This window comes from Mycobacterium sp. E2327, from assembly GCF_001672675.1.
Taxonomy (GTDB): domain Bacteria; phylum Actinomycetota; class Actinomycetes; order Mycobacteriales; family Mycobacteriaceae; genus Mycobacterium.
The window spans coordinates 1-14,465 of sequence record NZ_LZKE01000081.1; the positions used below are offsets into that span (position 1 = coordinate 1).

Here is a 14,465-nt window from a genome sequence, read left to right on the forward strand (position 1 = left end):
CCCGGCCGCCTCCGGCGCAGCGCTGATGCTGCTGACCGGAATGGCGTGGGCCGCGGCCGCAGTCGGGGCGGTGGCACCGGTCCACGAGACCGGCACCGACAACTTGCCGATCGACGTCGCGCTGCCCAGGTGCGCCGCCGCGCCGCCGGCGCCGCCGCCCAGCAGGCCGCCCAGCCCGGGCAGGCCCTTGGGGACGGCGGCCGCGGCCGCCGCCGGGCCGGTGATGGCGCCCAGGGTCTTGGCCATCTGAACACCGAAGTTGCCCATACCAACGCTGAAGTACGGCAGACCCTCGGTGTTGTAAAAGAAGCTCGCGTAGTTCGAGTAGCCACCCAGCGCGGTACCGATGTTCGACGGCAGAATCGTCTGACCGGTCAACAGGAACCAGACTTCGCTGATCAACGGGTTGGAGTTGGAGAACTGCGAGACAAACGAGTTCGTCGTGGCCGGAGAGCCGAGCGCGCCCAGCGCCTGCTGAATCTGCGTGAGGTAGCTCTGCAGGGTCTGCTGGATCGAGGCCGCCGGTGCCGCGGACTGCGTGACGGCCGCGGCGGCCGGGTTGGCGACGGTCGGCGCGTTTTGGAACGGCGTCACCTTGGCCGCCGCCGCGGACTGATTGGCGTAGCTGTACAACGCCGAGGCGTTCTGCGCCCAGAACTCGGCGTACTGCGCCTCCAGCTGCGCGATGATCCCGTTGTTCTGACCCAGGATGTTGGTCGCCTGGGCCTGGGTCAGCATGGTGCGGTTGATGGCGATCTCCGGCGGGGGCACCACCGAGGCCAACACCGTCTCGTAGGCCGCCGCGGCCGACTGGGCCTGGGCGGCCGCCTCCTCGGCTTGACCGGCGGTCGTCGTCATCCACTGCAGATACTGCTGAGCGGCCGACGCCATCGACGCCGACGCCGGCCCCATCCACTCCTCGCTGGCCAGCGCCGTCACGATGTTGTCGTAGCCCATCGCGGCCGAAGTCAGCTCGGCGGCAACGCCGTTCCACGCCGAGGCAGCCGCCATCAGCGACGACGAACCCGGGCCCGAGTAGATCATCGCGGAACTGACTTCGGGAGGTAGCGCTCCAAGATCCATTGTCATGTCTTAACCCCCTAGCCGGCCGCGGCCGCGTTGGCCGCCTCGGTCGCCGCGTAGGACCCGGAGCTGATGCCCAGGGTGCTGACGAACTGTTCGTGGATGGCCGCGGCCTGAGCGCTGACGGCCTGGTACATCTGGGCGTGCGCGGCGAACTGGGCCGCGGTCAGCGCCGACACCTCGTCGGCGGCAGCGGGCACCACCCCGGTCGTCGGGGCCGCCGCCGCGGCGTTCTGGGCGCTCAACGCCGAGCCGATACCCTGCAAACTGCCTGCCGCCGCCGCCAACGCTTCGGGCTGGGTAGTCACAAACGACATCTGTTTTCCTCCTCAACTTTCAGGCTCGATGACCTTCAAGGAATGCTCTTCGCTGCTGAAGTTCACTTCAGACAGGGCTTGCTAGTGAGACTAATTGGATCCCGTCGGGTCGCGCCTCCTTAGCGCCAACTGTTCATTGCTGGACAACTGCTGTTCATTCGGGGCCGGCCTGGGCAGGCTTGCCGGCTGGAAGGTCATCGTTCGCCGCCTCTCGGTCATCCGGCCGACGGTGGTCGGGTCAGGACGCTGTAGCGGAAGCCGTACTTGGTGGTGTAGCCGTAGCCGGCGCTGCGCCGTCCGACGGCCCCGGTCGGGATGCCGCGCAGCAGGGCGTTCCCCGGCACGGCGCCGCCGCCCGCGTTGACCGGCGGCGTCTCTTCGGACACGGCGCTGACCAGGGTTGCCTGCGCAGTCGGGTTGGTCCAGTTCGCGGGAACCGACAGTCCCCCGATCCTGCCGGCCTCGCCGGCGCTCGCCGAAACGGCGCCGGCGGGGTGCACGCCGCCCAGGCCTCCGATGCCGCCCAGGTGCAGGCCGGCGAACTGCGGTGTCGGGAACCAGGCACCACCGGCACCGGCCGTCGCACCGCCGGGGCCGAAGGTGAGCTGCTGCCCGATCGACCACCCGAAGTTTCCGATACCGACCCCGAAGTAGGCCTGCGCGAACTGCCGTATCTCGTTGCCCAACGGGCTGATGCCGCTGGACGGGAAGGCCAACCCGTTGTTCCGGATCCCGAACCAGTCGTTGGTCGCGGTCGGAAGCCCGTATTTGAGGAAGGATTGCAGTTGCTGCTGCAGCATCGAGAACGGCCAGTTGGTGAAGGTGTAGCTGGACAGTTGCTGCAGCGCGAGCTGCTGCAATGCCTGAGGGATGGCCGCGATCTGGTCCAGCACCGTCTGCGCGGCCGGCTGGGCGGTGGCCTGGGCGACGGCGGCGCTCTGGTTGGCCGCCGCGGTCGGGGTGCTTGTGTTGGGCGGCTGCGGATACGGGGTCAGCACCGTGGCGGCGGCCGAGGAGGCGGCGTAGCCGTACATCGCCGCGGCGTCCTGGGCCCACATCTCCATGTACTGGGCCTCGGTGGCCATGATCGCGGGCGTGTTCTGCCCGAAGAAGTTGGTCGCGACCAGCGTCGCCAACAGCACCCGGTTGGCCACGATCACCGGCGGCGGCACCGTCAGCGCAAACGCCTCCTCGAAAGCGCCCGCCGCCGCGCGGGCCTGGCTGGCGCTGTCCTCGGCCAGGCCGGCGGCCGTGCTGAGCCAGCTCACGTAGGGCACCACCGCGTTGACCATCGCCGTCGACGACGGCCCGACCCAGGGCGCGCTGATCAAATCGTTGATCACCGAGTCGTAACCAGCAGCAGCCGTGCTCAGCTCCGACGCCAGCTCGTCCCACGCGGTCGCGGCGACCATGATCGACTCCGCCCCCGGACCCGCATACATCCGACCGGAATTGATTTCGGGCGGTAGCGCTCCGAAGTCGAACACCGTGTCCTCCTCAGTTGGCCATGATCGCGGCGGCGATCATCGCGGTCAGGTACAAGCCATGGTGGGCGCGGTCACAACGTTGTTGACCAGCAAACCCAGCCGACGCGATAGTCCGCGCACCGTGGCGCACCGGTTCCCTCCGGCCGAAATGCGTGCTCTACCACCAGGATTGCCTGGACTTCCGGTCAGGAACAACATGCACAATCCGCCTCGACTACGCCGCTGTCAGCAACCGAGCGACAGCTCTTTGGTGCCTGAACTGCCGCTCGCGAAAGACATTAGCTGCTCCTGCCAGGCGCTCCGACCGACGACGCCAACTGTTCATTCCCAGCCAACCAATGTTCACTCCCGGCCAGCGGCGGTTCACCAGAGACAACCGAACGTTCATCGTTCGTTTCCCCAGCGGTTTGCCTCGCTGCGCCGCTAGTCCTCTTCGAGGATCAGCGCCATTTCCGGGCAGGAGGCCACGCCGTCGCGCGTCAACTGTTCATCCTCGGGCCGCACCTCGTGCTCCTCGAGGATCGAATAGCCCGACTCGTCGATGGGGAACAGGTTTGGATCGACGGCATAGCACTGGGCGTGGCCTACGCATTTTGACGTTTCAAGACGAACCTTCACAAGGTTTCCTTCTTCGTTTCCTTCGGCGGCATTCGCGAAAACCCGGAACGGACGATCGATAGGTAGATTAGCCGGTCGATAAAGTCTAGGAGACGGTTGCCGATCGGGGTCTACACGATTGGTGTCCCCCTCGTCCCACGTGGGATATTGATGTGCCGTCGACAAGCCGGTGACGAGCGGGTCTTGCGTCGACGACGACGGCGACAACACGAAAACCGAACGGACAAGCGGAGATCGAAGCGCATGAGCACTCTCGGCGAAGGCCAGGCGGCCACCTTCCACCTACCCCGGCTGGAATACACCAAGCTGCCGATGTCCGCCGACCGCGGCGTCGGATGGAAGACGCTGCGGGACGCCGGGCCGGTGGTGTTCATGAACGGCCACTACTACCTGACGCGGCGTGAGGACGTGCTCGCCGCGCTGCGCAACCCCAAGGTGTTCTCGTCGCGGCTGGCGCTGCAGCCCCCGGGCAGCCCGTTGCCGGTCGTGCCGCTGGCCTTCGACCCGCCGGAACACACCCGCTACCGCAAGATCCTGCAGCCGTACTTCAGCCCGCAGGGGCTCAGCGAGTCGCGTCCGGTGCTGCAGCGCCACGCCGCCGAGATGATCGCCGCGCTCGCCGCACAAGGCAAGTGCGACGCCATGGCGGAGTTCGCGCGGCTCTACCCCTATCAGGTATTCCTCGATCTCTACGGCCTGCCGGTCGAGGATCGTGACCTCATCATCGATTGGAAGGACGCCGTCATCGGGGAGCGGCCCTACATGACGCAGGAGGACCACGAAAAAGCCCGCAAGCTGCTGGCGTATCTCACCGACGCGATCCAGAAGCGGCGGGAAAATCCGGGCACCGACATGTTGTCCCGGGTGATGACCGGCGAGGGCAACTTCACCGACCTCGAGCTGCTGGGAATGAGCCACCTGCTGATCCTCGCCGGCCTGGACACGGTGACCGCGTCCATCGGGTTCTCGCTCTACCACCTGGCGCGCCGGCCGGACCTGCGTACGGCGCTCCGCGACAATCCCCGGCAGATCAGGGTTTTCATCGAGGAGATCGTGCGGCTGGAGCCGTCGGCGCCGGTGGCGCCCCGGGTGACGACCGAGATCGTCGAGGTCGGGGGCATGACGCTGCCCGCAGGCACACCGGTGCGGCTGTGCATGGCCGCGGTGAACCGGGACGGCAGCGACGCGATGTCCACCGATGAGCTGTTCCTGGACGGAAAGGTGCACCGGCACTGGGGATTCGGCGGCGGGCCGCACCGCTGCCTCGGTTCCCACCTGGCGCGCATCGAGCTGACCATCATCGTGGCGGAATGGCTCAAGCAGATCCCCGACTTCGAACTGCCCGAGGATTACACGCCCGAGATCAAGTTCCCGTCGAAGACCTTCGCGCTCAAGACATTGCCGCTGCGCTGGGCCTGATATCTTTCAGGCCCAGCGCAGCGGCCAATCCCAGTAGCGGTCCCTACTTGCGGAACTCGGTCGCGGCCACCTGGACGAACACGCCGGTGTCCTCGGCCATCAGCAGGCCTCGGCCGCGGGGCAGCGGGCCGCCCTTCATCTTGCCGCGGATGAAGCCCTCGTCGGGGTCGGCGTCCATCACCAGCAGCGGCGCGTTCGCCTGGTGCAGTGCCCGCAGCATCGGGTCGCTGCCCGCCGACGACCAGCCACCGAACGTGCGGGTGACGATCACGTGCAGGCCCACATCGGCGGCCCTGGTCACCCAGGCGGCCGCCTTGTGCAGCGGCGAATCGAAACCGGCCGGCAGCTGCTGGATGTCGTCGACGATGAGGAAGATCTCCGGGCCGCTCCACCACGAGTGCGCCAAGAGCTCCTCCGCCGACAGGCCGGGCGGTGGTTCGCGGCTGGCCAGCAGGGCGGACATGTCGTTCATCATCGCCTGCACGCCGTCGAGGTTGTACGCGAACTTCTCCACGTACTCCGAGCCCAGCACCGTCAGCAGCTGACGACGCGGGTCGACCAGCCACACCTGGGCGGAGGGCCGTCCGGCCGGTGGCGGCGGCGCGCTGCTGGCGCCGGGGGCGTACAGCCGCCCGATTTCCGACATGATCGTCGCCAGCGTCGTGGTGCGGCCACACTCGCGCCGGCCCGTCACCATCAGGTGCGCGTTCTCGGCGAAATTCAGATAGACCGGCGCCAGGTCCAATTCCGAGATGGCCCAGACGATTCCGCCGGCACCCACCCCTTGGCGGGTGTCGCGGGCCGCCAGCTCGCGCACCTGCTCGACGCCGAAGCGCGCCGGCAGGCGACGGATCGGCGGGGCCTGGCCGCTCGCCAGGCGGCTGACCGCCTCGACGATGCTGTCCGACGCGAACACGTTGTCGGGCGTGCTGGCCAGCGCGGGCCGCGCCACCAGGGTGTGCAGACCGGCCTGCGGGTCGGCGTCGAGGCGGACGTAGTTGACCGCCACCATGCCGCGTCCCGGCTTGACCGGGACTTCCTTGGCGAACCGGGAACGCACCAGCTTGGCGTCTTCGACTGCGGCCAAACGCAATTCGACGCGCGAGCCGAAACCGCTCCGCACCGGCGGCCGCAGCTCGGACTCGCGGTCCGCGGTGACGATCACGTGCACGCCGAACGAGGGACCCTGGTTGATGATCAGGTTCACCTGCTCGATCAGCACCTCGTTTTCCTCGGCCAGCGCCCGGTAGTTGTCGATCACCAGGTACACGTCGCCGAACCCGTCGTTGGGCACCGGCCCGGCCTCGCCGCCGAACTTGCGGCGCCGGAAAACCTCCATCGAGGCGATTCCGTATTCGAGGAAGCTGCGCTTGCGCTCGCGAACCAGCGCCAGCAGCTCGGCCACCGTGCGGCGCACGCCGTACGGGTCGGTCGGACCGGCCACCTCACCCACGTGGGGCAGCCGGGCCACCGTGGTAAGCGCGGTGCCGCTGTAGGCCAGGCAGTAGAACTGGACCTGCTCCGGCGTGTGGGTCAGCGCCGCCGAGCAGATCAGCGTCTGCAGCGCCGTGGTCTTACCGGAACCGCCGGCCCCCAGGATCAGCACGTTGGCACCGGGACCGGAAGTGTCGACCGTCCACGGCGGCTGGTCGTGCTTGAACGGCCGGTCGATGATCCCGATCGGGAACACCAGGTTCTGCTCGGTCCCGTAGTCCTGCTGCCACGAGCGGCCGATGAACCGGTTGACCAGATCGTCGATCGCGATGGGTTCGTTCAGCGGCGGCTGCCACAACCGGTAGGGCTCGAAGTCGATCCGGCGCAGCTGATCGATGATCACCGTGCCGACCTTGGGCGTCCTGATGCCCTCGTCGTCCTCGCCCTCGGCTTCTGACACCTCGAGCGGCTCACCGTTAGAGCCGTTCGAGTGAACCGCCTCGATGGTCGGTCCCCCGACGCTCACCTCGAGGGGGGTGAACGAGTTGGTAAACAGTTGCGGCCGAACGTAATCGATGCTGTGCACCAACGCCGGGGCCTCGTCGCCGTCGACGGTGATGCCGCGCGAGATGTAGTCCCGCCACAGGAACTCGGCCTGGAACCGGACGATGTCCTCGAGGCTGCGCCGGAAGTAACCCAGACCCGCCTGGGCCGGCAGGTTCACCGCGTTCGGCACACCGGCGGCCTGCGCCGCGCCGGCGGTGCGGGCCTTCAGCACCAACCGGTAACCCATGTTCTCCATGAGCTTTTCGGCCCGGCTCTCAATCGTCTGGGACGCCATCATCAGGTGGATCCAGTAGGCGCGGCCCTGACGGCCGATCGAGTCCAGCACGTCGACGGCGGTCGGCATGATGCGGAACCACTCGTAGAACTCGTCGATGACGACCACCAGCATCGGCAGCGGCGGCATGTCCTGGCCGCGGGCCCGCATCCGGGAGCGCACGCTGTTGTATTCCTTGGCGTCGTCGACCCCGGCGCTGTCGCAGATCGCCTTGCGGCGCGCGATCTCGCCCCACAGCGCGTCCAGGAAGCGCTCCATCAGGGCCTGGTCTTCTTCCAGGTCGGTGATGATGCGCGACACGTGCGGCACACCGGCGAACGGCTTGACGGCCGAACCACCCTTGAGGTCGGCCAACACGAACTGCAGCTCCTCCGGCGGGTGGCCGAGCATCAGCGACTCGATCACGGTTCGCACCAGCGTCGACTTACCCGAACCGGTCGTACCGGACATGACCCCGTGCGGGCCGTCGCCGCCTTCGTCCAGCGACTTCATGTCCAAGAACAGCAACTCGCCGTTGTCCGAACGGTTGCCGAACGGGGCGCGCAGCCGCGACCGGCCCATCGCGTCGGTGCGGCTGCCCCACAGCGAGTCGAAGTCGATGTCGGCCGGATCGTCGATCCCGTAGTAGGCCAGGATGTCCCGGGCGCCGATGTGGGCCACCCGCTGACCGATCTCTTCGTACGCCTCGGCCAGCCGCCAGCGGGCAAGCTTCTGGGCGAACTCCTCCGACTCTCCGATGCTCAGGTGGTCGGTGAGCGCGAAGAACCACGGCTTCTCGTCGATGACCATCCAGGTGTCGCGGTCGCGCGGCAGGGCTTCGATCACGCCGCGTTCGTCGAACCGCAGCGTCCGCTCGGGGACCGACGCCCACATCGACGAGCCGGTCAGGTCGAAGAACGTCACGCCGTCGATGCCCTCGGCGCTGATCACGAACTCCCACTGCGGGTCCGTGACGTCGGCGATGATCACGGTGTGCGGCGTCGGGGTCTGCGCCGACGAGCTGGCGTGCCGGGGCGTGAAAGAGCCACGGCCGGCGAACAATTCGGCCTGCTCCGCGGCGAACTCGCGCACCGAGCTGTAGACCATGCGGGCGTTGCCGGCCGCGTCCTGGCGCCGCGAGTCACCGAAGTGCGGCAGCCACTTCACCCAATCCCACTGCTCCAAGTCGGAGCTGACCACGACCATCTGCACGTGGTCGGGGCCGTGCGAAAACGCCAGCTGGCAGACGATCGCGCGCATCAGGCCCAACACCTGCTCGCGGTCCCCGATCAGCGAGTACCACGGTTCGACCAGCAGGGAAATCATCTTCGGCAGGTTGTAGACGACGCTCTGGTAGCGGCCGAATTCCTGCAGTGCCTTACCGGTCACCGGCTCGAGCTCGATGTCGGTCGGCATGTTCTGGGGCTCACCCCAGGTCACCTCGGGACGGGTCATGCCCACGCCGACGCGGACGACACCGAAGTTGAGGTCCTTGCCGTCCGGCTTGCGCTCCCACATCCGCGACGAGCCCACCGCGGCGGGCAGGGTGTCGGGCGCCGGGTGGAACCAGCGGTAGTTGGCGTCCATGCTGTCGGCCGACTCGTGCGCGGTCTCGCGCAGCATGTCGAGCATCAGCATGAACTGGGCGCGCATCGCGTCCAGCTTCGGCCGGCTCATCTGCTGCTGACCGCCGAAGCGGCCGCCGAACATCATCATCGCCATGCCGCCGATCATGAAGATCGGGAAGATCGCGCCGACACCGCCGAAGACGTGCGAGCCACTGGCGAAGGTCATCGCGACCATGCCGCCCAGCAGGCCGATCACGACCACGCCGACCACCACGATCCACCACGGCTTGCCCTCCGGCGGCGGGATGCTCAGCGGGGTCGGGAGGACGATGTTCTCCGGCTTGATGACCGGGGGCTTCTCCGGTGTCGGGCGCGCGAATCCACGTTTCATCGGGGTACCACCAACTCTGCAGGGGTCATGTCCATGGGCAAGGTGTCGTGCTCCACCAAGGCGTCCGCCCGGGAGAGGGTCGGGCCTTGTGGCAGCAGCCGCAGCGCCACCCACGGCGCCAGGCTAGGAGCGGTCTTGAGGCCGAGGGCCTCGCGGGCCTCGCGGGTGTCGTCGACCCCGAACCGCGCGCCGGCGTCGGTCAGCCACCACAGCGATTCGGTGGTCTTGGCGCCCGGGTCGTTGCCGGTGACGGCCACGAAGTTGGCGTGATCGGGCCCGAAGTACACCTGGTCGGCTTCGCGGCCGGTGGTGTCGGCCTTCACCAGCGACACGACCTTGCTCATCTCCTTGGACGCGACGGGAATGGTCGACCCGGAGATGACCTGGATGCGGGCCCGGTTCTCACCGGAGGTTTTCTGCCACCACCAGCAGGTCGCCGGGTTCTCCCGAATGTCCATCACGTTCAGCGGGTTGTCGGGATACGACGACAGGTCCAGCTTGTTGACCACGGGCATCTTCGCCAGGGCCGACGGTTCGACCGTCACCGGCTTGTTGTTGCCGGGGCCGCCGGCGTTCTGCAGGATCTGCGCCACCAGCGGGGGCAACGTCTGAACGCCGTCGGCCAACACCAACGAATACTGTTGCGGCCCACTGATTTGCGGGGTCACGATCACCGTCCCCACCGGGCCGGGCGCCCCCGCGAACGTGGCCGGGGCACCGGCGCCGGGAATCTCGGGCACCGTCAGCTCCGGCCCCACCGGCAGCGCGTCGTACAGCGCGCGGCTCATCGGCTTCGCCATGCTGACCTGCTCGGGCGTCAATCCCAGCGGCAACAACACCGAGCGGTTCATCGCGTCGATCTTCGACCGGCGGCCCTGCCGGACCACCCAGGCGTCGTCGCCGTACCGCAGCACCACGGCGTCCGAGCCGTTCAGGACCTGCCGGTGGCCGCTGAGGTCCGGGGTTCCGTCGATGACCGTCACGGTCACCCCGGATGGCGCCCCGACGCCGGTCGATCCGGCGACGGTGTCGCACACCAGCCACGACGACGCGGACGGGGTCTTGGGGGCGAAGTTCGACGGCGCGCCCGGGATGCCCACCAGGGGCCCGCGCGGAAGGCTCGCGATCTGGCTCGACCGGACCAGGTGCGGGTTGTCCGGCCGCCCCGTGATCAGCCGCGCCGACGCCAGGTTCAGAGCCGGGTACAACTTGTCACCCACGCGGACGTAGAGGGCGCCGGAATCGCGGTCGGCGATGATCGGCGACTCGTTGATCTGGCCGGACGGGCTGATGAACGACCACAGCAGGGCGCCCAGGCAGATCACCAACCCGGCCGAAACCGATGCCACCAGGGCCAGCGTCTGCCGGCGGCCGGGCTCGATCTCCATGCGGACCCGCCAACGGGTCAGTGCCATCGAGGTCCGCCGGGCCAGGAACTGGTAGCCGGTTACCTGGGTCTTGGTCGACAACCCAAGGCCGTACCCCGACCCCCGCTGCCCGCGACTCTCTTCCGCCACGTTAATTCACCATCCGGTCTGCTAGAACGCCTGGACATTGTCCTTGAAAAATATCCGGGCGCGAATTGCTTCGACAACCGTGACAACCGTAAGGGACGCCCACACACCTCGCCACGCGTTCGGATGCGCGTTCACTTCGATTCAATCTGGCCGTCCAGACGAATCCCGCCTCGTTCGGGTGGTGAGTGTCGCGAACCGTGCCAGCAGCGCCGCTGGCAGTCTTGCTGTTCCCCACTCATCCCCCGGCTGGATTCCTCACGTCTTCAATGGGCATGTTAACCGGGGACGGCCACTTAGTCCTGTCGAATGCCCAGCTTCGCCGTCCGGCTCGGCGATGAGGCGATGGAACGGCTTCTCAAGCAAGATGGGCGACATGACTGAGCTCGCGCCCTCGCTGGTCGAACTCGCCCGCCGCTTCGGCATCGCCACCGAGTACGACGACTGGACCGGTCGGCGCGTGCTCGTCGGTGAACACACACTGGTGGCGGTGCTTGCCGCGCTCGGCGTCGCCGCCGGCACCGAGCAAGAGCGAAACGTCGCGCTGACCGCGCAGCGGCGGTCGTATTGGGAGCGCCGGATGCCGGCGACCATCGTCGGGCGAACCGGTGAGCAGATCCGGTTCTGGGTGCACGTGACGCACGGCCATCCCGCCGAAGTGTGGCTGCAGCTCGAGGACGGCACCGTGCGCGGCGGGGTGGTACAGGTCGACAACTTCACCCAGCCGTTCGATCTGGACGGGCGCTGGATCGGTGAGGCCAGCTTCGTCCTGCCGGCGCACCTGCCGGTCGGATACCACCGCGTCCACCTGCGTTCCGGCGACTCCGAGACGAGCACCGCGCTGATCGTCACGCCGGACTGGCTCGGGCTACCGGAGCAGCTCGGCGCGCGCCGCGCGTGGGGTCTGGCCGCGCAGCTCTACAGCGTGCGGTCGCGGCAGTCGTGGGGTGTCGGCGACCTCACCGACCTCGGCGACCTCGCGGTGTGGTCGGCGTCCCGACACGGCGCCGACTACCTGCTGGTGAACCCCCTGCACGCCGCTGGATTCTCCGGGCCGGCCGGCGTAGGCAGCCGGATGGAGCCGTCGCCGTACCTGCCCACGTCGCGCCGCTTCTTCAACCCGCTCTACCTTCGCGTCGAGGCGATCCCCGAATACGCCGACCTGACCAAGCGGGGCCGGGTGCGCCGGCTGCGTTCGGACGTCCAACACCGGGCGGGAAAAATCGACGCCATCGACCGCGACGGCGCCTGGGCGGCCAAGCGCGAGGCGCTGCGGTTGCTGCATCGGGTGCCCCGCTCGGCGGGCCGTGAGCTGGGCTACGCCGCGTTCCGCGATCGGGAAGGCCGGGCGCTCGACGACTTCGCCACCTGGTGTGCGCTGGCCGAGGAATACGGCGACGACTGGCACCGCTGGCCGGAGTCGCTGCGGCACCCCGGCGCCACCGGCGTCGAGGGCTTCGTCGAACGGAATTCGGACGCCATCGATTTCCACCGCTGGCTGCAGTGGCAACTCGACGAGCAGCTCGCCTCGGCCCAATCCCAGGCGATACGCGCGGGGATGGCGTTGGGCGTCATGCACGACCTGGCCGTCGGCGTGCATCCCAACGGCGCCGACACCTGGGCCCTGCAGGACGTGATGGCGCTGGGCGTGACGGCCGGCGCGCCGCCGGACGAGTTCAACCAACTCGGCCAGGACTGGTCACAGCCGCCGTGGCGTCCGGACCGGCTGGACGAGTGCGAATACCGCCCCTTTCGGGCGCTGATCCGCGCCGTGCTGCGGCACGCCGGCGGCGTCCGCATCGACCACATCATCGGCTTGTTCCGGCTGTGGTGGATCCCGGGGGGCGCCCCGCCGACCGAGGGCACCTACGTGCGCTACGACCACGAAGCGATGATCGGCATCGTCGCCCTGGAAGCCCACCGCGCCGGAGCGCTCGTCGTCGGCGAAGACCTCGGCACCGTCGAACCGTGGGTCCGCGACTACCTCTTATTACGGGGTGTGCTGGGCACCTCGATCCTGTGGTTCGAGTTGGATCGCGACGGGAACGGCGGCCCGCTGCCGGCCGAGCGCTGGCGCGAGTATTGCCTGTCGTCGGTCACCACCCACGATCTGCCGCCGACGGCCGGTTACCTGGCCGGCGACCATGTCCGGCTGCGGGAGTCCCTGGGGCTGCTGACCCGGCCGGTGGAGGTCGAGCTCGAATCCGACCGGGCCGAGCTGGCGGCCTGGATCGCCGAGCTGCGCCGGGTCGGCCTGCTCGGCGACGGCGTTGACGCTCACGACGACCCGGAGCAGGTGATTCTCGCCCTCTACCGATACCTGGGCCGGACGCCGTCGCGGCTGCTGGGGGTGGCGCTGACCGACGCGGTCGGCGACCGGCGCACCCAGAACCAGCCGGGCACCACCGACGAGTACCCGAACTGGCGGGTCCCGCTGACCGGCCCCGACGGCAAGCCGGTGCTGCTCGAGGACGTTTTCACCGATCGGCGGGCGGCCGCGCTGGCCGAGGCCGTCCGAGAGGCGATCGCGGCGCCCCAGTAACCACCACCTGTTAGCTTCGGTTGCCATGACGGCTTCCCCGAAAATCGCGGTCCTGGCCCCCGTCGCCGAAGGCGTCACCGCGGATCCGAACTGGATGGCGAGCTTTGCGGGCCACCTGGACCGGTGCGGGTTCGAATCGATCGTGGTCGTCGAGCACACCGTGCTGGCCACCCGCTACGACAGCGTCTACCCCTACGACAGCTCGGGGCGGGTCGGGCTGGCCGCCGACTGCCCGATACCCGACCCGCTCGACATGCTTGCCTTCTTGGCCGGGCAAACCAGCCGGCTGCGGTTGGCCACCGGGGTGCTGGTGCTGCCCAACCACCACCCGGTGGTACTCGCCAAGCGGGCGGCGACGGTCGACGCGCTCTCGGGCGGACGGCTGCGGCTGTGCGTCGGGGTGGGCTGGCTCAAAGAAGAAATCGAGGCGTGCGGCACGGAATTCGACAGCCGGGGCAGGCGGGCCGACGAGCAGCTGGCCGTATTGCGGGCGCTGTGGGCCGACACGCCGCAGGGGGTGTCGCACCACGGCGAATTCTTCCACTTCGACGACGTCGTGTGTTGTCCCAAACCCGTTGCCAGGGAACGCCTTCCGATCTACATCGGGGGCCATAGCAAGGCGGCGGCCCGCCGGGCCGGGCGGTTCGGCGACGGCCTGCAGCCGCTCGGCGTGGCCGGCCCGGAGCTCGCGTCGTTGATCGCCCTGATGCGCGACGAGGCGGCGGCGGCCGGCCGAGACCCGGCGGCGCTGGAGGTATCGCTGGGCCACGCCGTCACCAAGATCGATGCCGAGCGCGCCGGCGCCCTCGCCGATCAGGGGGCCGACCGGATCGTGCTGTCGATGCCCCCGACCGCCGACATCGAGGAGGCCAAGGACGTCCTGTCGGCGTGCGCCCAGCGGCTGTCGTTGAGCTCGTGACCCTCTCGGCGGGCGACCGCGCGGCCCTCAGCGATCTGGTGCACCGGTACGCGGCTCACGTGGATGACCGTCAATTCGACTCGGTCGCAACACTTTTCACCGAGACCGCCGAGCTGACGGTGCCCGACCCGCCCGGCGGCGCTTCCGCCCGTTTCCGTCTCCTCGTACACCTCACCGACGATGGCGTGTTCGGTGCGGGTGACCGCGGCGACGGCGGCCACCGCGGCGCCGATGGCCTCGCGGCCGCGGTGGGAATGAACCGGCGCCAGCGCGTCCGGCGGGTCGGGCACCGTCAGCTCGGCGGTCTCGGTGAAAAGTGTTGCGACCGAGTCGAATTGACGGTCATCCACGTG

9 protein-coding genes and 1 pseudogene are annotated in these 14,465 nt (G+C 68.6%); 3 read left to right on the forward strand and 7 right to left on the reverse strand.

Annotation, left to right across the window (positions count from 1 at the left end):
- The 4 genes from A5712_RS09110 to A5712_RS09125 form a co-directional block, all read right to left on the reverse strand.
- A partial coding sequence (locus A5712_RS09110; RefSeq protein WP_082973359.1) for a PPE family protein occupies window positions 1–1,089 on the reverse strand: 1,089 nt, incomplete at its 3' end.
- A gap of 11 nt (window positions 1,090–1,100) precedes the next feature.
- Window positions 1,101–1,400, reverse strand: coding sequence for a PE family protein (locus tag A5712_RS09115; protein ID WP_066912455.1), 300 nt, complete (start codon window positions 1,398–1,400; stop codon window positions 1,101–1,103).
- A 215-nt stretch (window positions 1,401–1,615) separates the two neighbouring features.
- On the reverse strand, window positions 1,616–2,887 hold the full coding sequence (locus tag A5712_RS09120; protein WP_068103730.1) for a PPE family protein: 1,272 nt from the start codon (window positions 2,885–2,887) through the stop codon (window positions 1,616–1,618).
- 423 nt (window positions 2,888–3,310) lie between these two features.
- Window positions 3,311–3,505: a ferredoxin gene (locus A5712_RS09125; protein ID WP_068103733.1), complete on the reverse strand. Its 195-nt coding sequence runs from the start codon at window positions 3,503–3,505 to the stop codon at window positions 3,311–3,313.
- A 243-nt stretch (window positions 3,506–3,748) separates the two neighbouring features.
- Between A5712_RS09125 and A5712_RS09130 the strand changes: the two genes are divergently transcribed.
- Window positions 3,749–4,924, forward strand: coding sequence for a cytochrome P450 (locus tag A5712_RS09130; RefSeq protein WP_068103735.1), 1,176 nt, complete (start codon window positions 3,749–3,751; stop codon window positions 4,922–4,924).
- 43 nt (window positions 4,925–4,967) lie between these two features.
- On the opposite strand, the gene eccCa is transcribed toward A5712_RS09130, so the two are convergent.
- Window positions 4,968–9,137 carry a type VII secretion protein EccCa gene (eccCa, locus tag A5712_RS09135; protein ID WP_068103738.1) on the reverse strand — a complete coding sequence of 1,390 codons (4,170 nt, stop codon included), beginning with the start codon at window positions 9,135–9,137 and terminating at the stop codon, window positions 4,968–4,970.
- Window positions 9,134–10,654, reverse strand: coding sequence for a type VII secretion protein EccB (gene eccB, locus A5712_RS09140; protein WP_068103740.1), 1,521 nt, complete (start codon window positions 10,652–10,654; stop codon window positions 9,134–9,136). The genes eccCa and eccB overlap by 4 nt, the downstream gene beginning before the upstream one ends.
- Before the next feature lie 373 nt (window positions 10,655–11,027).
- On the opposite strand from eccB, the gene malQ reads away from it, so the two are divergent.
- Both malQ and A5712_RS09150 read left to right on the forward strand, forming a co-directional pair.
- On the forward strand, window positions 11,028–13,193 hold the full coding sequence (malQ, locus tag A5712_RS09145) for a 4-alpha-glucanotransferase (protein ID WP_068103742.1): 2,166 nt from the start codon (window positions 11,028–11,030) through the stop codon (window positions 13,191–13,193).
- Between the two features lie 25 nt (window positions 13,194–13,218).
- Window positions 13,219–14,112 (forward strand): LLM class F420-dependent oxidoreductase, encoded by an 894-nt coding sequence (locus A5712_RS09150; protein WP_068103741.1) that lies wholly within the window; start codon window positions 13,219–13,221, stop codon window positions 14,110–14,112.
- Window positions 14,113–14,237: 125 nt separating this feature from the next.
- On the opposite strand, the pseudogene A5712_RS31875 reads toward A5712_RS09150, so the two are convergent.
- Window positions 14,238–14,462: pseudogene (locus A5712_RS31875) on the reverse strand (nuclear transport factor 2 family protein); the annotation flags it as partial.
- Window positions 14,463–14,465: the final 3 nt, after the last annotated feature.